The organism is Arthrobacter sp. Sr24 (assembly GCF_054511175.1).
Genome location: NZ_JBTNDB010000026.1, coordinates 30,237 through 49,872, shown reverse-complemented (window position 1 = coordinate 49,872; position 19,636 = coordinate 30,237). Strand labels below are relative to the sequence as shown.

Sequence of the window (19,636 nt, the reverse complement as noted above, 5' to 3'; positions counted from 1 at the left end):
ACGGGGAAGAGAAGACATGGTCGGTCGCTGACACGGTCGTTGACCTGGGCTTGAACGCCACGAAGAAGACGGGGGAAGTCTTCAGTATCCGCCAGATTAGCCGGATCGTGGGCACCACTGGTGGTGGCACCCGGCAAATCCACATCCTCACCACCGATCATGACCTTCCCTCCGGCGAAGCCGTGTATCGGATGGGCAATAGGTGGCGGCAGGAAAATCAGTTCCGCTACGCCCGTATGCACTTCGCCCTGGACTCCCATGACTCCTACACCAGCACCGATGACAACGAGGACCGTTTGGTGCCTGAACCGGCGAAGGCCCGCGCTTACCAAAAGGTTGTTGCTGCCCGGCGCCATCACGCAGAAGCATCAGCCGTGGCTGATCTGAACCTGCTGGCGTTGAAAACCCCGGCCCAGGGCACGGATGAAGTCACGGTCACCAGCGCCATGCACAACCACGTCATGGCACCAGTATGGGAAGCAGAAACCGCTTTGGTTACTGCTGAAAAGATTCATCAGCGAATTCCGACGAAGATCCGCCTCGGTGACCTGAATCCCGGCCAGCAAGTCCTCGATACCGAGGTGAAGATGATCCACACCGGCATCCGTATGGCCGCCTACAACACAGCGATGACCCTCGCCCGCGAGATCCGCACCAACACCGGCTACAAACGCGCGAACCAGGAAGCCCACGCCCTCATGCGCCAGATGTTCCATCAGAGCGGCGACATCACCACCACCGAGCCCGGATACCTGACCATCACCTTGGACCCGCTACCGACCACAGCGAAAACTGCGGCCGCCGCCCAGCTATGCGAGCACCTCACCAACACCACTACCTACTATCCCGGAACCAACCTGATCCTCAAATACGCCATCAAAACCAAGACCCCGGCTCTTATCAATTAAATCGTGATGTCAGGAGTCCTGAGCCCTTTGACGCTCGAAATTATCGGCCGGCTGACAACGCTCAGTCAAAGCACTCACGAAGGCGGCGGTACGTGCCTCATCGAAAAAATGCTCGGGAAACCTGGCCCGCGATGTGCGCAAGAACCGGAGTTGCTCACCAATTCTCCGGATCCCACCTAGCCGGCATTCAACCTATCCGGGTGAGTACTGCCCCTGGCCCGCTAGCGGGGGCATTTAGCTGCGAGTTGACCTCCACGCTGCTTCTATTCCAATGGCGGAATAATAGTGTCAGCTTTCAGGAACGGTCTTCTGATTGCACATAGTCCAAAAATGGACCGTGAGCGTCTGTCAGGTGAACGTATTAGAGTTTCTAGCCCCTTCGGAGATCATTGAGGAGGGAAGCCAGCGAAGGGAATCCTTGTGATCAAGCGCCTCCTGCAGTAATCCAGGAAGCCGCAGAGTGGTGATTCGCATTGACTGCGATCATTCATTCCTCAGGGAGTCAGACACTTTTCATCACGTCGATGATGTACCCACCTAAGACGGGGCAGAAAACCCAACTCGCAGAGACGATCAGCACCAGAGGACCCCGTTCCCAAGGTCACCTAGAACGTTATTTGCTCTTCGACTTCCACATCTGAAACCGAGAACCAGTCTTTTCAGTGTGTTGATTTGCGGCCTTGCGCACACTACGGGTCTGCTTTGGCTGTGATTTTTCCCTAGAAGCTTTTAGGAACGCCTCTTTGTCGGCAACTATTTGAGCACGCCACCGCGGCATCATATGGCTGTTCGATGTTGACACTACCCTTTGCACCTCCGTTGTCGTTCTGGAACCATCGTCTCATACTCCCCTTGCTCATCGAGGTATCCACAGAGCAAATTTGCACTCTGTATCATCTGTGCGACGAGTTCGATGACATCGGCATCCACAGCAGTCAGCGCATTGGGGCGAGTCGCATTAATGGTCAAGAGCCCTGCTGGCTGATCATCTGAGCTGAAAATGGGAGTCGTCATAAATGTTGCATGCTTGTGTTTCGCAAACCGTCTCCAACCATATGGCTTGTCACCCCAAAGTGGAGCCCGCCACGTCAAATTCTTGTATGCTCGAGTCAAATTATGTTCTGCTGCTGTCCATACTTCGCCAGCGACAGGATCGGCAAAACCTCCATCAGCATTTTTCAAGTTCGAAAAGTGCTTCTTTGAACCTGGTTTCTTGTTGGAATAACGAGAGACAAAGTGACTGTGCCCATTGTGTCGGCAAGCAACAAATATCTGAGCTTCCACCACACCAGCCCTCCCCGCCAAACTTGCAATATAGTGAGGGACTTGGACGAGCATCGTTTGAAAACGCTCGAGCCGTTGTTTTTCGAGCCTCTCAGGGGAGCCCAGACTCTCGTCAATATTCTGATCTGAAGCCGAGTCTTGGATTACTGAAAACTCAAATACGTCGAGCAAATCATCGATAAGATAACGAATACCCTCTTCAAGAGTTTTCCGGAGCTCTTCCATATCTCTTTTGAGACTTCTAGCCAAGAAACCCTTCAAAAGAACTGCCAGGAACCACATGTAGGCGCCGTATTTTATCCACGGCAGGTCGTCCCAGTCCAAGCCCAACAGGGCCGGTAGGTTGACCCCCAATGCAAGCGGGAACAAATAGACATAGGCACCAAGCAGGCGAGCAACGACAATACCTCTGGGTTTTCTCCGTTCACGCGACATTGTGAGATTTTATCAGCCCAAATAAGATTCGTGACAATAATCTGCGAATATCATTCAAGACTACGCATACCGTCGCCGGAAACGGACTGGATCAGACCCATTTATTGTGAATTAGTGTTCCCCATGCGGAAATCGACACAACTACAATCCTAACCGGTCTTGTCAGCCATCGTGACTGGTTCAGATCGGTGCAGAACTCCCACACCTTGCTGCCCTAGCGTCCGGACTAAAGCAACCATTGCTGCCCTAGCGTCCGGAGAAAAGACACCATTGCTGCGCTAGCGTCCGAAGGTGCGGTGTGGGTTAGCGGAGGCCGACCTTGCGGTTTAGCGCCAGCTGCAGCAGCTCATCGATCAGGTCCGGGTAACTCAGTCCCGAGGCCTGCCACATCTGCGGGTACATGGAACTGGGCGTGAAACCGGGCATGGTGTTGATCTCGTTGATGATCAGCTCACCAGCTTCGGTGTAGAAGAAGTCCACGCGAGAAAGGCCCTCGGCACCGACAGCGTCAAACGCCACCCCTGCCAACTCACGGACCCGCTCAATATCAGCCGCCGGCATGTCCGCCGGGCAGCTCAAGTTCACGGCGTTGCCCTGAACGTACTTCGCCTCAAAGTCATAGAACGCGTGCTCGTCATTGGCCATGGCAATCTCTCCAGGCAGCGAGACGCGCGGAGCGTCACTCCCCTGGCCTTCAAGCACAGCAACTTCAATTTCCCGGCCTACGATCCCAGCCTCAATCACCAGCTTTAGATCATGCTCGCGGGCCTCAGCAATGGCGGCATCCAGCTCGGCCAGCGAATCCACCTTGGAGATGCCCATGGAAGAGCCGGCACGGGCCGGCTTCACAAACACGGGGAAACCCAATGCTGCAACGCGTTCGCGCACCTTCGCCGGGTCTACAGTCCACTCGCGATCGGTCACGGCAACATAAGGCCCAACAGCCAACCCAGCGGACTCAAAGACCACCTTCATGAAGTGCTTGTCCATGCCAATAGCGGATGCCAGCACACCTGCGCCAACGTAGCGGGTATCGCTGAGTTCCAGCATTCCCTGCAGAGTTCCGTCCTCACCCCACGGGCCGTGCAATAGCGGGAACACCACATCCACGGCGCCCAGTTCCTGCGGCAACTTGCCGGCCTCGGACAGCACCAGCTGGTGCCCGCCACCTAGGTGAGCCAGCGAAACAGTCTGCTCCCCAGGGGTTACCTCCGGCAGGGCACCGCCCGAAAGGGACCAGCCAGCGATGTCCTCAGCAGCCAAAACCCACTGGCCGTTTTTCGCAATACCCAAGGGAACGACGTCGTACTTGGTCCTGTCAATGGCACCCAGCACACCGGCTGCCGTCACACAGCTCACGGCATGCTCGCTGGAGCGCCCGCCGAAGAGGATGGCCACACGGATGGGCGCAGTTGTAGCGGGGGAATCGGTAGTCACGCGTTAATCGCCTTCGGATTTCAATTGGCGGGCCAGCAGCAGCGGCCCCAGTTCATCGACAGTCAGTTTACCTTCAAGGACGCCCACCACGGCGTTGGTGATGGGCATATCCACACCCATCTTCGCGGCGAGGTCCGAGACCGCGCGCCCGGACTTGATGCCCTCGGCGGTCTGCGTCATGCGGTTGTTGACCTCATCCAGGGTGAGGCCTTCGCCCAACATGCGCCCGGCGGTGTGGTTGCGGCTCAACGAGGACGAGCACGTAGCAACAAGGTCGCCCAGGCCCGCGAGCCCGGCCATGGTCTCGGCCTTACCGCCCAGAGCAAGAGCCAGCCGCGTGGTCTCGGCGAGCCCGCGCGTGATGACCGAGGCTTTGGTGTTGTCCCCCACCTTCTGGCCTTCACAAATACCCACGCACAGCGCGATCACATTCTTGACGATCCCGCCGATCTCCACGCCCACCACATCATCGACGGTGTACGGGCGGAAGTACTTGGGCTTGCACACGTTCGCAACCCACTTGGCCGTATTCTCATCCGCGCACGCCACCACCGAGGCAGTGGGTTCTTGGCGCGCAATTTCCATGGCCAGGTTCGGTCCGGAGACCACCACCACGCGGTCAGGCCCGATCCCCAATTCCTGCTCGATGACCTGGGACATGCGCTGGTCCGTGCCGAGCTCCAGCCCCTTCATCAAACTGACGACCACGGCATCCTTGGCTATGAACCCGGCCAGCCCACGCAGTTGCTCGCGCAAAGTCTGGGCGGGAACAGCCAGCACCACCAGTTCGGCGTCCTTGAGGACTTCTTGGACGTCTACGGAAGCGGAGATGTTCTTGGGGAGCTCAGTGGTGGAGAGGTAGCGCGGGTTGCGGTGGAGATTATTGATCTGATCCACCACTTCTTGGCGCCGGCCCCAGAGTACGATACTGCGGTCGGTGCCTGCTGCGGCGTCGCCGAGGATCTTGGCGAAGGTGGTTCCCCAGCTGCCAGCACCCAAGACGGCAATCTTTTCCGGCGCCAAACCATCCACAATACTCACGAAAGATCCCCTGTTTCTGTTGTGCCGGAAGCGTTCTTGGTGTCTTGGTTCTTTGGGTCTTGGTTCTTTGGGTCTTGGTTCTTGGTGCTGGCCGTAGATCCGCGCTCCACGAAACGGCCGTGGCTGGACTGCTGATGCGCGGAAGGATCCCAGCGCACGGCGGGGGCCTTTTCTCCACGGAGTTCCTCAACCATGCCGGTGATCGCCACCATAATGATTTCAGTCATGGCCTCGAGCGTGGCCTTATCGCCAGTGCGGCCCTTGAATTCGCTGAGGTCAATGGGATCGCCAACCACCACTTTGACACGCTTACGCGGGAAGATTTGGAAGCCCTTGCCGTAGCGGGGAAAGACCTCGTGGGCGCCCCAATGAACCACCGGAATGACCTTGGCACCGGTACCCAAGGCGAGCCTGGCCGCTCCGGTGCGGCCCTTCATGGGCCACAATTCGGGATCACGGGTGAGCGTTCCCTCGGGGTAGATTACTACCGCGCCGCCGCCGTCGAGCACGGTCTGAGCGGCAACGAGAGACTTGCCAGCACCGGCGCCACTGCGCTCCACGGGAATCTGCTGAGCACCCCGCAGGGCGGTGCCCACCACGGGAACTTTGAACAACCCATCCTTAGCCAAAAAGTGCGGCATGATGTTTTGGTTATACAGCAGATGGCCCACCACGATCGGGTCAATTTCCGTGGTGTGGTTGGGCACCACAATGAAGCCTTCGTCCCGGGGCAGCTTCTGTAGGCCGTGCCATTCCTTGCCGATAATGACGTTCATGACGGACCGGGCAATCCCTGCCACGAGCGTAAAGAACATGCGCGTCTTGTGGCTCATGCCACGGGGCTTGAAGGGCCGCTTGTGCGGGGGCTTGCCAGTCTCGTCAGCGCTCATGGCTCCTAGCCTACGAACTTATTGGAATCGTGCACGTCGAAGTCGGCGCCCAGTCCCTGCAGCTTGGTGGTAAAGCGTTCGTAGCCGCGGCTGATGACGTCAATGCCGGTCACGGTGGAGGTGCCCTCGGCGGCAAGAGCTGCGATCATGTGGCTGAATCCGCCGCGTAGATCGGGGACGTTAATTTTGGCGCCCTTTAGGGGCGTTGAGCCAGAAATAACGGCTGAGTGAACAAAGTTGCGCTGCCCGAAACGGCACGGAATGCTACCTAGGCATTCACGGTGGAGCTGAATGTTAGCGCCCATCCGATTCAGTGCCTTGGTGAAGCCGAAGCGGTTCTCATACACGGTTTCGTGGACGATCGAAACGCCCTCGGCCTGCGTGAGTGCCACCACCAGTGGCTGCTGCCAATCGGTCATGAAGCCGGGGTGAACATCGGTTTCCAGAACCAGCGGCTTCAGTTCCCCGCCTTTGTGGAAGAAGCGAATGCCGTCATCTTGAATGTCCATGCCGCCACCAATTTTGCGGAAGGTGTTCACGAACGTCATCATGTCGCGCTGGCTAGCGCCTTCAACGTAGATATCACCACCGGTGACGAGTGCTGCCGAGGCCCAGGAGGCGGATTCGTTGCGGTCCGGCAGAGCGGTGTGATCGTAGCCGGCGAGCTCGGCAACGCCCTCAATGCGGATTGTCCTATCCGTCTGCACGGAGATGATGGCACCCATTTTTTGCAAGATGGCGATCAAGTCAATGATCTCGGGCTCAGTAGCGGCACCCGAAAGTTCGGTGATTCCCTCGGCACGGGTGGCGGAAAGCAGTACCTGTTCGGTAGCACCTACGCTGGGGTACGGCAGGGAGATCTTGGTGCCTTGGAGTCCGTTGGGTGCGGTGATGGAGATGCCGCCTCCGGTCTTCTCAACAACAGCGCCAAACTTGCGCAGCACATCCAGGTGGTAGTCGATGGGACGGTCCCCGATCTTACAACCGCCCAGATCCGGAATGAAGGCGTGTCCGATCGAGTGAATCAAGGGTCCGCACAACAGGATCGGAATGCGTGAGTCACCGGCGTGAGTGTTGATCTCGGCGGTGTTGGCCTTTTTGGCGTTGGCCGGGTCCAGTGTCAGGTCCCCTGTGATGGGGTCCTTCTCCACCGTGATCCCGTGAATCTGGAGCAGCGAAGTGACAACTTCAACATCCTTGATTTCCGGCACGTTGCGTAGCGTTGAGGGACTGTTTCCCAGCAACGCGGCCACCATCGCCTTAGGCACAAGGTTCTTGGCACCGCGCACTTGTACGCGTCCCTTCAGCGGAACCCCGCCACGGACTGTCAGAATGCCGCTCATCTTCACCTAATCCTCTGTTACAACTTTTTTTCGCGCGGCGTCCGGGGTTGTCCCATACCAACCGGGCGCCTCCCGGTACACGCCGGGGCTTCAGTCAAGCATAGTTTCTTCGCTACGGATGCTGAAATGAGCGGTATCGCATTAGCTGCCCAGACTTGCTCGGCCACACCGAGTCACATCCACACGAGTTGGCGTTCTCGCACTGCTGGCCGCTGGTCACAGTGGCGGCCCAAATCTCGGCAATGTCCAACGAACAGAATCTCTCCCTGGATTTCGAAACCGTGGGAGTTGTTGCTCGATCCGGCCAGTCCGGAGACTCAGGAAGTCCAAGGACAGAACAATGGTCACCTGCTAGTGACATTTCACTAGCAGGTGACCATTGCTCTGTCCTGCAGAATTGGGCGGAAAGTTAGACCTTCGCCGGCAGCGTCCGCGGCTTAATGGCCGGGCGCTTAGCCTCGAATGCTGTGATGTCTGGCTCATTGCGCAGCGTCAGACCAATGTCGTCCAGACCTTCCAGCAGGCGCCAGCGGGTGTAATCGTCAATCTGGAACGGGGCCACCACAGTGCCGGCCGTGACCATCTTGGCCACCAGGTCAACAGTGACTTCGGTGCCCGGAGCGTTTTCCAGGACCTTCCAGATCAGCTCGATGTCATCCTGCGCAACCTCAGCGGCCACGAGCCCCTGCTTGCCGGAGTTGCCGCGGAAGATATCGGCGAACCGTGAGGACAGCACAGCCTTGAAGCCGTAGTCCTTCAGCGCCCAAACGGCGTGCTCACGCGAAGAACCCGTGCCGAAGTCGGCGCCAGCAACCAGCACAGAACCAGCCGAGTATGGCTCCTGGTTCAGGATGAATTCCGGGTCCTTGCGCCAGCTCGAGAACAACGCGTCCTCGAAGCCGGTGCGGGTGATCCGCTTGAGGTAAACGGCGGGGATGATCTGGTCCGTGTCAACGTTGCTCTGGCGCAGCGGGACACCAATACCGGTGTGGGTGGAGAACTTTTCCATGGTGTGAGCTCCTTACGCTACGGTGCTTGTGGCAACAGGTGAGAGGTCCGACGGTGAGCTGAGGGTTCCGCGAATAGCGGTAGCAGCTGCTACAACAGGAGAGACCAGGTGGGTGCGGCCACCCTTGCCCTGCCGGCCTTCGAAGTTACGGTTTGAGGTGGACGCGCAACGCTCCCCCGGTTCCAGCTGATCCGGGTTCATGCCCAAGCACATGGAGCAGCCGGCGAACCGCCACTCAGCACCGAAGTCCAAGAACACCTTGTCCAGTCCTTCAGCTTCGGCTTCCAAACGCACACGTGCGGAGCCGGGAACAACCAGCATGCGGATGTTCGGATCCTTTTCGCGGCCGCGGATAATGTCTGCGGCGATGCGCAGATCCTCGATGCGGGAGTTGGTGCAGGAACCCAGGAACACCGTGTCAACACGGATATCCTTCATGGGAGTGCCAGCTTCCAGATCCATATACGCCAATGCGCGCTCAGCGGCGGCCTTGGCGTTTTCGTCAGCGAAGTCCTCCGGGTTCGGAACGTTCTCACTCAAGGAAACGCCCTGGCCTGGGTTGGTACCCCAGGTGACGAATGGCTCCAGCGTGTTGGCGTCCAGGAAGACCTCGGCGTCGAATTCGGCGTCGTCCTCGGTGGGCAGCGACTTCCAGTACTCCAGGGCGTCATCCCAGTCCTGGCCGACAGGTGCGTGGGCACGGCCCTTGAGGTACTCGAAGGTGATCTCATCGGGGGCGATCATGCCTGCACGGGCGCCGGCCTCGATGGACATATTGCACACGGTCATACGTGCATCCATGGACAGTGCGCGAATGGCCGAGCCACGGTATTCCAGCACGTAGCCCTGGCCTCCACCGGTACCGATCTTGGCAATCACAGCCAAGATGATGTCCTTAGAGGTGACGCCGGGACGCAGCGTTCCTTCAACATTGATGGCCATCGTCTTGAACGGCTTCAGCGGCAATGTCTGGGTCGCCATGACGTGCTCAACCTCAGAGGTACCAATACCAAACGCCAAAGCACCCACGGCGCCATGGGTTGAAGTGTGGGAATCGCCGCACACCACTGTCATACCCGGCTGGGTCAGACCCAGCTGCGGGCCCACCACGTGAACAATGCCCTGTTCGGCGTCGCCCAGTGAGTGCAGCCGTACGCCAAACTCGGCGCAGTTATTGCGCAAGGTCTGGATCTGGGTACGGCTGGTGAGATCAGCGATCGGCTTATCGATGGCCAGCGTAGGAGTGTTGTGATCCTCCGTAGCGATGGTCAGATCGGGGCGACGCAGCGGCCGGCCAGCCAGGCGCAAACCCTCGAAGGCCTGCGGTGAGGTGACTTCGTGGATCAAGTGAAGGTCGATGTAGAGAAGGTCGGGCTGGGCAGCGTCGCCCTCACCTTCACCCTGACGAACAACATGGTCACGCCAGACTTTTTCCGCAAGCGTCTTTGCGGCCCGGCGCGGGGCAACCGGTGCCACCTCTACTGTCTCTACTCCTGTGCTGTCCACAGCTGTGGCATCCATGGCTGTTCCATCCACTGCGTGGGAGGTCATTGACTCGCTCACAGCAGCTCCCTTCACTTATTGAATCACGTGTTAATTCACTGGTTAATCCACTGGCCTAAGCCGTACCGAAGCGGTCCCTTCGCCTAGAATTGAAGGGAACTTCCAGTGGATTCGTAGCTTGTATACCTCTACTGTTCCAGCCCCATCCGGGCGGAAGCCAATTCTTCGATTGGCATCTCACATAATGAGACCGTAATATCATTACATGGACAATTCTAGCGGCGTTGGCGTCATCGACAAAGCGGCTCTTGTGCTTGATGCATTGGAAGCCGGCCCCACCACCTTGGCTCAACTTGTTGCAGCCACAGGTTTAGCACGACCCACAGTGCACAGGTTGGCACTTGCCTTGGTACATCACCGGCTGGTGAGCCGCGATATGCAAGGCCGATTTGTGCTCGGCAGCCGCCTTGTTGAGCTGGCCTCGGCCGCCGGCGAAGACCGGCTCATTGCCGCCGCTGGCCCGGTACTCCTGCAATTGCGCGACTCCACCGGGGAAAGTGCACAAATTTTCCGCCGCCAGGGCGATTCCCGCGTCTGCGTGGCATCGGCCGAACGTCCCATCGGCCTGCGCGACACCATTCCCGTCGGCACACAGCTGACAATGAAAGCCGGCTCCGCCGCTCAGGTGTTGCTGGCCTGGGAAGACCACGAACGCTTGCTCGAGGGCCTGCACAACGCGCGCTTCACACCCACGGTTTTGGCTGGTGTCAGACGCCGCGGTTGGGGCCAGTCCCTCGGCGAACGTGAGCCCGGTGTGGCCTCAGTGTCAGCTCCGGTGCGTGGCCCGTCCGGCCGCGTCATTGCCGCTGTCTCCATCTCCGGCCCGATCGAACGCCTCACCCGCCAGCCCGGCCGCCTGCACGCAGAAATCGTGTGCAACGCTTCCCGCATCCTGACCGAGGCACTGCGCAAGGGCTCTTCCTAGCCCTAACTGGCTGTGATCCGTGGCTTCTCGCTGCGCGTCCCACCACGCCTGCGTTCCATTACGTCCGAACGGGGCGCCACTTTGTGAGTGGCGCCCCGTTCTGCGTTAACCGTCCGCAGCTTCAGCGACATACCCGGGGGCGATAGGATCTGGCATCCTGGCATCTAACTCTCTAGCTCTCTAGCTCTCTAACTCTCTAGCTCTCTAGCTCTCCCCACGCAGGGTAGTGTTTGCGCATGAGCAATTATGCTGTGTTCCTTCGCGGGATTAACGTGGGCGGCGTCAAGGTGAAGATGGCCGAACTCCGCACAGCACTGGCCACCCTCCCCCTGTCAAAAGTCAGAACGCTGCTGGCCTCCGGCAATATTGTGTGCACCGCCGAGCTTGACGCCCCCGAGCTGAAAACCCTGGTAGAGGCCCTACTGCGCGAACGCTTCGGCTACGACGCCTGGGTGGTTGTCATCGCCCAGGCCACGCTGGAATCCATCATCGCCGCCTGCCCCTACCCGGCCGATGACGATTCCACCCACAGCTACATCACGCTCTCCTCGGACCCTGCCACCCTCGACGAACTGGCGCGGCAGGGTGGTGCGATTCCAGGCGTCGAACTTGCCAGGCTCAGCCCCGAAGCCCTCGCGTGGACAGCCGCCATCGGGGGAACTTTGGATAGCCCGTTCAGCAAACTTTCGGCCAAGCCGCGCTATAAAAGTACGACCACGACCCGCAATCTACGCACTCTCGAAAAGTGCCGCGACACCATGGCTGGGTGACAGCGCCACCGGCGGTCTCCCAACGCCTGCCTCCCAACGCCAGCCCCGTGACGAAATCGAGTTGCCACTTAACGTTGATGTTCCGCGAAAACATCAACGTTAAGTGGCAACTCGAAAAATGCCGCGGGGCAGAAATAGGCCCGGGTCGCTCAGCAAGGGCTCAGCGGGTCTGGGCCAGCGCCTCGTGGAAGGCGCGGAAGTGGGCAATCTCAGCCTCGGTAGGATCCACCACGAGCGTCTCCCCCGTGGCGGCAACACTCTCACGCAGCCGCCGCCTGGCCAGTGACGCCCTGCAACTAGCCCCCGCAGCGGCAAGGAACTTCGAGGTGATGGCCAGGAAAATACCCAGCACCACACCCGCGAGCACCATCAACGTGGGCAACGGCCACCCTTCCACCTGAGGCACCTCGGGAACAGGCATCTGGAAATAGGCCAGCGCGGCGAGCACGCCCAACCACACCAATCCGCCCACGGCTACGAGCAGCGCCAGCCACTGAATGACGGAGAACACCGGCCACCACCAAGCGCGAGTGTTCGCCTTCAGATCGGTGCTGGCCACGGCTTGATCCAAAGCATCGGGCAGCTCGGCACGGTTGCTGCGCGCGGCGGCGCGGATGGAAGCGCGCCATGGACCAGATGAGCCTGCACTGGCCGCATCGGCAAAGTCACGGACGCTGGAATCCAGTTGCGCTAATTCTGCAGCCCCGGCTGACGGCAACGAGGTCCGGTTCACCTCGGAGGTGCCCTCGCGGCGCAAACTCAAACGACGCAGCGGGTCCTTGCGGAAGCGTGAAATCCAGCGGGTCACCGGCCAGCCCGTCCGTTTGGTGGCATCCAACTTATAGGACACACGCACCGCTGAGACGACGTTTTCCACGTGGGCAGCGTTGGCAAGCCCGGCGGTCAGCGCCTTACGATCCTGCTGGTGCACCCCGGCTGCTTCGCCTTCACCGGATGCTTCAGCCAGGCGTTGTGCGGCCACGGAAACATCCGCGGCAAGCCGTGCAGATTTAGCAGCTTTCGCCTTGACGACGGTGGCGATACGGGTGCGCAGCTCCGGCACGCCCTGTCCCGTAGTGGCCGAGACGCCGGAGATTTTCACATTGGAAAGCCCATCGCGGTCAAGAATGGATGCCAGCGATTCCAGCACGGGTTTGGCCTCGGCGGGATCCAGCTTGTCGATCTGATTCAGAACCACCAACGTCACATCAGCGTGACTTGAGAAGGCCCGAATGAAATCATTGTGAATGGCTGCATCGGCGTACTTTTGCGGATCCAAGACCCACACCAGAACATCCACCTGCCCGGCCAACCGCTCCACAATGGCCCTGTTACTCAACTGCACCGAATCAAAATCCGGCAGGTCCAGCAGAACCAGTCCTCCGGCGTCGCCCACCAGAGAAGGGACGGGCTTACCTTCGCGACGATCGGCGATCTCCAGCCAGTCCAGCAGCGGCGCACTACCCTCCATTCCCCAGATCATGGCGAGCGGCTCACTGGTGGTGGGCCGGCGCACGGCGACCCGGGCCGCATCGGCGCCAGAGACGGCGTTGAACAACGAGGACTTCCCACTTCCGGTGGCGCCGAAGAAGCCCACCACCGTGTGATCGGCGCTCAGAGAACGCCGTGAGGTGGCGCGTTCCAGGACCCCATAGACGTTCTCCAAGGCTGCTTCATCGAGCCGCCCTTCACCCAATTCGCGGGCCTGATTCAGGGCGGCGAGTTTGCGGTCCAGCGTAGATTCGGTGCGACTTTCGCGGTGCCGACTCATGCCTTGCCCCCCTGCGTTCCGAGCTTTCCGAGCTGTTTGGCGAGTTCATTCAGGCGTTGCGCATCAGCTTGCGCCGGGGCGAGCCTGTCCAGAAAACGCTGTTGCTGCCCGTCCAGAAGGCTTGCGCAACGCCTTTCCAGGGCTGCTTTGGCTTCCTTGGCTAGACGGCGAACGGCGTCCTCGCCGAAGATCGCCTCCAGCAGTTTTTGACCCACGACAGCTGTGCCGCCGGCGATGCCCACCTCGGCTCCAGTCAGCCCCCCGGTGAAGGAGAAAACCACGATCATGAGAATGACGCCCAGCCCGTTGACGCCGAAGGAAAGCCACCGTGCTTGGGAGCGTTTGGAGGCCCCTTCGGAGCGAATGAGTGCCAGCACTTCGCCTTGCCACGCCCGGATTTCCGCCGCCACTTCTGCAGGGAATTCCTCGGTCACGCCGGAGAGATCATCCAGTCCAAGCAATTGGCGTCCGGCGGGATCTGCCCTCCAACGCTGATCTGCATCCTCCGCTGCACGGGCGGCCTGGTCCAGGATGACAGCTTGAAGTCCGGTTTCAATGGCAGTTTCAACCTTGACGGCCGGTGGCGGTTGGCCCTTGAAGAACGCGCCGATCCTGTCGCGGAAGCGGCCAATATTGCTTTCAATGGCTCTGAAGAATTCCCCGGTTCCCACGAAATCCTGCCAGCGGGCCAACACCTCTCCGCGCAGAAGTGTGCCGTCGCTGGTGGACTGGGCAATCCTCGTTGCGGCGTCCGCGAAGGCAGCGTGGACGTCTTCGCCCAACTGGTTGCCGGCGTCGTGCTGGTCTTCGACGGCTTGGGACAACACAGTGAGGCGCTCAGAGAGGGAACGGACGGTGCCGTTGAGCGTTCGGCGGACTATCTCCGCGCGGCCTGTTGCATCCTCGCTGATGTTGGCCAGCCAGGCGTTGATGGGCTGCACAGCCGCCGGCGGGAGCATGCCGAGCTCATTGAGGCTAGCCTCCGGAACCACGAATAGTTGCGCTCCGGCGAGCCCTTCACGGTTCAGCATGGCGTGGAGATCCTCGGCCACTTCTTCCTCGGCGCCGGCAGGGACACGGTCCAAGATGATGGCCACGGTGATGTCACGCGAGGCGGCGTCCAGAAGCAGTTTCCACGGCACCGCGTCGGCATAGCGATTGGCGGTGGTGACGAAGAGCCAAAGATCTGCCGCGGCCAGCAGCTGCCCGGCAAGTTGGCGGTTGTCATCGGAAATGGAGTCCACATCGGGTGCATCCAGGAGAGCCACGCCTTGCGGCACGGCCTGATCAGCAACGAGGACTAGGGACGTCATGGCGCGCGCATCCGGGGCAGCACCGGCGCGGGAGGCGGGTGTGTTCGCCTTGACCAGCTCACCCTGTACACGGCTCAAAGTGGGCAGCACCCTGTTGGAGGTGAACCAGTCAGCGTCCTGGGGATGGTGGAGCAAGATGGGCTGGCGCGTTGTGGGGCGAATGGCGCCGGATCGGGTCACGGGATGGCCCACCAGAGCGTTGACGAGCGTTGATTTTCCGGCGCCGGTGGAGCCACCCACCACTGCCAACAGCGGAGCGTCGAGGCTGCGCCACCGCGGCAGAATGTAGTCATCGAGCTGGCCGAGCGCGTTGGCTGCTGTGATGCGAGCTTCCAGGGCGCCAGGCAACTCAAGGGGTAGCTGCAATGCGGCCAGTTCAGCGCGGGCACTTTCAAGCAGCTCGATGGCTGCGTCCTGTTGCGCCGCGGCGGCTCCGTTGCGTGGGGCGCTCGTCTGTGCTTGGCTCGGGGCGTTGCTGGGAGCTTTGCTCGGGGCTTTGCCGGGGCCGGTGTTGGCGCCAGGGCTAGCAGCGCTATTGGCACCATTGCCATCAGAGCTGCTGCCGGGGTAACTCGAATCGGTGGGTTTCACAAGCCTTATCATGCCAGCCCGGCGCCTCTTTCCGGCACTTTGGCGGTGTTCCGCTACGAAATTGTTGTACGGGGCGTTGTATCAGTGAGGCGCGGAGGATCTTGGCACGCGATTAAGGCTCAACAGCCAAAATGTATATATCGAATCTGACCTTGCAACCTATGGCGAGGCGTGCGGCCGGGGCGGTGGCGATTGATCCGAAAGCTATGGTCGTTTACAGCTGGCAAAACGACTAAAGCTCACGGATGAATGGATGCCGGATCTAGGTTCGAACAGTCAGGCCCGCGGCAGCGTTTGAGACAGCAACTATGGCACTTCCGGGCCCATAGCGCAGGTTAAAACAGCAGATAAAGCGGTCTGCTGGAGCTCCGCCAATTCGAGACTGCGGATGATGCGGTAAAACTTGCCGATTTATCGCCTTAGCTGCAGTTTCGAAGTATCAGGGCTGGCAAAAAGGCGACGGCGCAGCGAAAAGGCCGGAAACCCGTAAGTTTCCGGCCTTGCTTGTGACCCCAGCGGGATTCGAACCCGCGTTACCGCCGTGAGAGGGCAGCGTACTAGGCCGCTATACGATGGGGCCCTAATACATTCGGTTTTTTGTGACCGAACCTCAAGAATAATACTCGAAGAACTTCTCACATGCCAACCGAAAAGCAGCTTATCTAATAAGCGCTGGGATACCAGGACTCGAACCTAGAATGTCGGTACCAGAAACCGATGTGTTGCCAATTACACCATATCCCAATGGCTACGTTCTGCCGTGAAATCCGCGGGTTTCCCCGGTCTTTCTGCGGCCCTCGCGCCGGGATAAAACTATACCTGAGAGTTTCCGGATCGCCAAAACGAAAAGGATCTTTTAGCGTGCGTCCTGCATCACATTGCCCGAACGGTCGACGGAAGCCCCAAAAACACTCCAACGTCAGCCAGTGTCAGCACTTCTTCAATACTGCCCAGAACGTCAGAGCCAACGCCAGGCGCCTCAGGAACCGGATTGGATTGCCTGTTCAACCACACACTGGACAGGCCCGCACTGGCGGAACCAACGCCGTCGATCATAAAGTTGTCCCCCACGTAAAGGGTTTCCTGCGGCGCGGTGCCCAGCTGGCGGCATCCCTCCAGGAAAATCGCGGGGTCTGGCTTGGCCACACCCACGGTATCGATGCCCACCAGAACTGCGATGCGAGCCAGCCCCGCCTGATCCAGCTTGGCGCGCTGATAGTCGTGCACGTTGTTGCTGACAGCGCCGTAGGGAATCCGGGCCGCGTCTAGAGTGTCGAGTAGCGGCACCACGTCGGCGAACGCCCGGATGGAGCGCGGCTGGGCCGATTCAAACTCAACGATCCACTGCGCCTCGGCTTCTGCGGAAAAGGCCACACCGAGCTTGTCGAAGACAACCCTGGCCCGCAGGCCCCGCTGCTCGTGGAACGTGAACTCGCCGGCAACATAACGATCGTAGTAGCGCTGCGGATCAGCCATATACAAGGCTGCGAAGTCATCCCACCCCGCGTCTGTGAAACCGGGCAACAGTGCGTAGGAGGCGAACTTCATGGCCTCCTTCATGGCCGCTACGAGGTCCACCAAAGTTTCATCGATATCAAACAAAACACCGCTGACCCGCCCAGCAAAACGGGCGGATTCAGCGGTGTGGTTTGCTGCACTGAGCGTCAAAGCGTTTAGCCCTTGAACGCGCGCAGGCGGGTCAGCGAGGACTCCTTGCCCAGAATCACCATGGATTCGAACAGCGGCGGAGAAATCTTGCGGCCGGACAGCGCCGTGCGGACAGGGCCGAAGGCGAAGCGCGGCTTGATACCAAGGCCCTCAACCAGCGCCGACTTCAACGCGATCTGGATGGACTCGGCATCCCAGACCGGAAGCGGTTCCAGAGCCGCAATGGCAGCGTCCAGAACCTCGGTGAGGTTCTCCGGCATGCCTTTGAGGGAATCCTCGGCGACGTCAACGGCGTCGTCCTTCTTGAAAAGGAAGGCGATCATCTCAGGCGCCTCGCCCAGCAAGGTGATGCGTTCTTGGACCAGAGGGGCGGCCTCGGTGAGGATTTCCTCCTCGCGTGGCGTCAACACATCCCCCACCAGACCGGCGGCCTGCAGGTACGGGACCAGGCGATTGCGGAAATCCGCGGCTTCCAAAAGGCGCACGTGCGTGCCGTTGATGGCCTCGGCTTTCTTGATGTCGAAGCGTGCCGGGTTACCCAGAACATCGTGGACATCAAACTTCTCCACAAGCGTTTCCACTGTGAAGATGTCCTCATCGGCCGAAAGTGACCAGCCCAGCAGCGACAGGTAGTTCAGCAGGCCCTCGGGGATGAATCCGCGGTCGCGGTGCAGGAACAGGCTCGACTCGGGATCGCGCTTGGAAAGCTTCTTGTTGCCGGCGCCCATGACGTAGGGGAGGTGGCCGAACAGCGGCATGTACTCAGCAACGCCCACCGCGTACAGGGCCTCATAGAGGGCCACCTGGCGGGGTGTGGAAGAGAGTAGATCTTCGCCGCGCAACACGTGCGTGACGCCCATGAGGGCATCATCGACGGGGTTCACCAGCGTGTACAACGGCGCACCGTTGGGGCGGACAATTGCGTAGTCCGGGACTGATCCTGCCTTAAAGGTGATCTCGCCCCGGACCAAGTCGTTGAACGTTATGTCGGTATCCGGCATACGCAAGCGCAGCGCCGGTTGGCGACCCTCGGCCTTGAAAGCAGCAATCTGCTCAGCGGTGAGGTCACGGTCAAAGTTGTCGTATCCAAGCTTAACGTCCCGGCCGGCAGCCTTGTGACGCTCTTCAACCTCTTCGGGTGTGGAATAGGACTCATATGCGTGCCCGCCAGCAACCAGCTTGGCAATGACGTCGGTGTAGATGTCCCCGCGCTGCGACTGGCGGTACGGCTCGTGCGGGCCACCCACTTCAACGCCTTCATCCCAGGTGATGCCGAGCCATTTCAGGGCATCGAGCAGCTGGTGGTAGCTCTCTTCGCTGTCGCGCTTGGCGTCGGTGTCTTCAATGCGGAAGATCATCTTGCCGCCGGTGTGGCGGGCGTAGGCCCAGTTGAACAGGGCCGTGCGGATCAGCCCAACGTGGGGCGTTCCGGTGGGCGACGGACAAAACCGTACCCGGACAGGGGTTTCAGCGGTGACAGTGGGGATCTCAGTGCGGATCGAGGCAGCATTAGTCATGATGGTTTCTAGTTTAGTCTTCCCCGGCGCCTACGCGAACTGAGTCCCATTGGCCCCGGTTTTGCGCCTTTCCACGTACGACGGCGGCAGCCCCGTTTCGCCGTCGCCCTCCCCTGGCGTGTGCGCGAGTGGGTGCACCGCAGGACGCTGGCTGCCGCTCTGCGAAAGTTGCACTTATTTGCGCGAAAAGACTCTTGACGCGTCATTCCGCCTAGGGGTAATCTACAACCAAATGGTTGTAGATCAGCTCAGTGCATCAGAAATGGACCGCGTATTTCAGGCTTTGGCCGATGCCACGCGGCGAGACATTGTGCACAAGGTGACTCTTGCCGAGTACACGGTCTCCGGGCTTGCCAACTACTACGCCATGAGTTTCGCAGCGGTCCAAAAGCATGTGGCCGTACTGGAGCGCGCCTCCCTGGTCACCAAGGAGAAACGCGGAAGGGAGCAGGTAGTGCGCGCCAATCACGATGGTTTGCACAAGGCACAGCGCCTGCTCGATCAATACGAGGCAATCTGGCGCCAGCGCGCCGACCGGATCGCCACCATCCTGGCCGAAGAATCCCTGGATGAACCATAAGGAAAGGCAGTCCCATGACAGTCACCGACACCACCACAAGCACCCAGAACCTCACCCTGCGCATCACCTCAGAGTTTGCCGCCGCCGTCGAACGCGTCTGGCAGATTTGGGCGGATCCGCGCCAGCTGGAACGCTGGTGGGGCCCGCCAACGTGGCCGGCAACGTTTGAGCAGTTCGATTTTGAACCCGGCGGCCAGGCTAGCTATTACATGACAGGACCAGACGGATCGAGGGGGCGAGGTTGGTGGGAGTTTATTACCATCACGGCCCCTAGCCACTTGGTTTTGCAGGACGGCTTTGCCGACGACAACGGTGATCGCGTGGTTGAGATGGGCGCCGCAACCATGACCGTCACACTAGAGGATCTCGGCGGGCGAACCCGCATGAGCGTGGAAACAACGTTCGCCTCCCAGGAGCAGATGGAGAAGATGATTGCCATGGGCATGGAGGAAGGAATGCGCCAGGCCATGGGCCAAATTGACGCCATTCTGGCCGAATGAGAGTTCCGGAGGGGCAACCCACGTTGGCTCTCTGAACTTGATGCAAAAATGACGCTGATCCCGCTTTATGACCCTGAAATTTCGAGGTCCT

The 19,636-nt window shown here is 59.9% G+C and carries 16 protein-coding genes and 2 tRNA genes; 5 read left to right on the top strand and 13 right to left on the bottom strand.

Annotated features, from left to right (window positions below; all coding sequences use genetic code 11):
- Window positions 1–908: putative transposase (locus tag ACX80D_RS14815; RefSeq protein WP_459323636.1), on the top strand; the 908-nt coding region annotated here is incomplete at its 5' end.
- Window positions 909–1,709: 801 nt separating this feature from the next.
- On the opposite strand, the gene ACX80D_RS14810 is transcribed toward ACX80D_RS14815, so the two are convergent.
- From ACX80D_RS14810 to leuC, 7 genes are all read right to left on the bottom strand, one after another.
- A complete protein-coding gene (locus tag ACX80D_RS14810; protein WP_459323635.1) occupies window positions 1,710–2,627 on the bottom strand; it encodes a hypothetical protein in 918 nt (305 codons plus the stop codon).
- A gap of 303 nt (window positions 2,628–2,930) precedes the next feature.
- Window positions 2,931–4,064, bottom strand: a complete 1,134-nt coding sequence (locus ACX80D_RS14805; RefSeq protein WP_459323634.1) for a D-alanine--D-alanine ligase family protein — start codon at window positions 4,062–4,064, stop codon at window positions 2,931–2,933.
- Between the two features lie 3 nt (window positions 4,065–4,067).
- Window positions 4,068–5,105, bottom strand: coding sequence for an NAD(P)H-dependent glycerol-3-phosphate dehydrogenase (locus tag ACX80D_RS14800; protein WP_459323633.1), 1,038 nt, complete (start codon window positions 5,103–5,105; stop codon window positions 4,068–4,070).
- On the bottom strand, window positions 5,102–5,995 hold the full coding sequence (locus ACX80D_RS14795) for a lysophospholipid acyltransferase family protein (RefSeq protein ID WP_459323632.1): 894 nt from the start codon (window positions 5,993–5,995) through the stop codon (window positions 5,102–5,104). Before ACX80D_RS14795 ends, ACX80D_RS14800 begins: the two co-directional genes overlap by 4 nt.
- A 5-nt stretch (window positions 5,996–6,000) precedes the next feature.
- Window positions 6,001–7,338 carry a UDP-N-acetylglucosamine 1-carboxyvinyltransferase gene (murA, locus tag ACX80D_RS14790; RefSeq protein WP_459323631.1) on the bottom strand — a complete coding sequence of 446 codons (1,338 nt, stop codon included), beginning with the start codon at window positions 7,336–7,338 and terminating at the stop codon, window positions 6,001–6,003.
- Window positions 7,339–7,747: 409 nt separating this feature from the next.
- Window positions 7,748–8,347, bottom strand: a complete 600-nt coding sequence (leuD, locus tag ACX80D_RS14785) for a 3-isopropylmalate dehydratase small subunit (protein ID WP_459323630.1) — start codon at window positions 8,345–8,347, stop codon at window positions 7,748–7,750.
- A gap of 12 nt (window positions 8,348–8,359) precedes the next feature.
- Window positions 8,360–9,910, bottom strand: a complete 1,551-nt coding sequence (gene leuC / locus ACX80D_RS14780) for a 3-isopropylmalate dehydratase large subunit (RefSeq protein ID WP_459323629.1) — start codon at window positions 9,908–9,910, stop codon at window positions 8,360–8,362.
- Window positions 9,911–10,115: 205 nt separating this feature from the next.
- Between leuC and ACX80D_RS14775 the strand changes: the two genes are divergently transcribed.
- Together ACX80D_RS14775 and ACX80D_RS14770 are read left to right on the top strand one after the other, a co-directional pair.
- Entirely contained in the window at window positions 10,116–10,835 is a 720-nt protein-coding gene (locus ACX80D_RS14775; RefSeq protein WP_459323628.1) for an IclR family transcriptional regulator, read from the top strand.
- Between the two features lie 236 nt (window positions 10,836–11,071).
- The gene (locus tag ACX80D_RS14770; protein WP_459323627.1) at window positions 11,072–11,605 is read left to right on the top strand and encodes a DUF1697 domain-containing protein; all 534 of its coding nucleotides are present in this window, start codon (window positions 11,072–11,074) and stop codon (window positions 11,603–11,605) included.
- Between the two features lie 160 nt (window positions 11,606–11,765).
- On the opposite strand, the gene ACX80D_RS14765 is transcribed toward ACX80D_RS14770, so the two are convergent.
- From ACX80D_RS14765 to gltX, 6 genes are all read right to left on the bottom strand, one after another.
- Window positions 11,766–13,376, bottom strand: coding sequence for a GTPase (locus tag ACX80D_RS14765; RefSeq protein ID WP_459323626.1), 1,611 nt, complete (start codon window positions 13,374–13,376; stop codon window positions 11,766–11,768).
- The gene (locus ACX80D_RS14760) at window positions 13,373–15,292 is read right to left on the bottom strand and encodes a dynamin family protein (RefSeq protein WP_459323625.1); all 1,920 of its coding nucleotides are present in this window, start codon (window positions 15,290–15,292) and stop codon (window positions 13,373–13,375) included. Before ACX80D_RS14760 ends, ACX80D_RS14765 begins: the two co-directional genes overlap by 4 nt.
- Before the next feature lie 495 nt (window positions 15,293–15,787).
- Window positions 15,788–15,860 (bottom strand) — tRNA-Glu (locus ACX80D_RS14755).
- A gap of 92 nt (window positions 15,861–15,952) precedes the next feature.
- Window positions 15,953–16,024, bottom strand: a tRNA-Gln gene (locus tag ACX80D_RS14750).
- Between the two features lie 129 nt (window positions 16,025–16,153).
- Window positions 16,154–16,948, bottom strand: coding sequence for an HAD family hydrolase (locus ACX80D_RS14745; protein WP_459323624.1), 795 nt, complete (start codon window positions 16,946–16,948; stop codon window positions 16,154–16,156).
- A 5-nt stretch (window positions 16,949–16,953) separates the two neighbouring features.
- On the bottom strand, window positions 16,954–18,465 hold the full coding sequence (gene gltX / locus ACX80D_RS14740) for a glutamate--tRNA ligase (protein ID WP_459323623.1): 1,512 nt from the start codon (window positions 18,463–18,465) through the stop codon (window positions 16,954–16,956).
- A 232-nt stretch (window positions 18,466–18,697) separates the two neighbouring features.
- Between gltX and ACX80D_RS14735 the strand changes: the two genes are divergently transcribed.
- A complete protein-coding gene (locus tag ACX80D_RS14735) occupies window positions 18,698–19,045 on the top strand; it encodes an ArsR/SmtB family transcription factor (RefSeq protein ID WP_459323622.1) in 348 nt (115 codons plus the stop codon).
- Window positions 19,046–19,059: 14 nt separating this feature from the next.
- Window positions 19,060–19,545: an SRPBCC family protein gene (locus ACX80D_RS14730; RefSeq protein WP_459323621.1), complete on the top strand. Its 486-nt coding sequence runs from the start codon at window positions 19,060–19,062 to the stop codon at window positions 19,543–19,545.
- Window positions 19,546–19,636 lie beyond the last annotated feature (91 nt).

What these genes read in the sequence shown, in the direction of transcription:
- ACX80D_RS14810 (WP_459323635.1), bottom strand. Translation starts at nt 2,627, where the DNA reads ATGTCGCGTGAACGGAGAAAACCCAGAGGTATTGTCGTTGCTCGCCTG.
- ACX80D_RS14795 (WP_459323632.1), bottom strand. Translation starts at nt 5,995, where the DNA reads ATGAGCGCTGACGAGACTGGCAAGCCCCCGCACAAGCGGCCCTTCAAG.
- murA (WP_459323631.1), bottom strand. Translation starts at nt 7,338, where the DNA reads ATGAGCGGCATTCTGACAGTCCGTGGCGGGGTTCCGCTGAAGGGACGC.
- leuD (WP_459323630.1), bottom strand. Translation starts at nt 8,347, where the DNA reads ATGGAAAAGTTCTCCACCCACACCGGTATTGGTGTCCCGCTGCGCCAG.
- ACX80D_RS14775 (WP_459323628.1), top strand. Translation starts at nt 10,116, where the DNA reads ATGGACAATTCTAGCGGCGTTGGCGTCATCGACAAAGCGGCTCTTGTG.
- ACX80D_RS14770 (WP_459323627.1), top strand. Translation starts at nt 11,072, where the DNA reads ATGAGCAATTATGCTGTGTTCCTTCGCGGGATTAACGTGGGCGGCGTC.
- ACX80D_RS14765 (WP_459323626.1), bottom strand. Translation starts at nt 13,376, where the DNA reads ATGAGTCGGCACCGCGAAAGTCGCACCGAATCTACGCTGGACCGCAAA.
- ACX80D_RS14760 (WP_459323625.1), bottom strand. Translation starts at nt 15,292, where the DNA reads ATGATAAGGCTTGTGAAACCCACCGATTCGAGTTACCCCGGCAGCAGC.
- gltX (WP_459323623.1), bottom strand. Translation starts at nt 18,465, where the DNA reads ATGACTAATGCTGCCTCGATCCGCACTGAGATCCCCACTGTCACCGCT.
- ACX80D_RS14735 (WP_459323622.1), top strand. Translation starts at nt 18,698, where the DNA reads ATGGTTGTAGATCAGCTCAGTGCATCAGAAATGGACCGCGTATTTCAG.
- ACX80D_RS14730 (WP_459323621.1), top strand. Translation starts at nt 19,060, where the DNA reads ATGACAGTCACCGACACCACCACAAGCACCCAGAACCTCACCCTGCGC.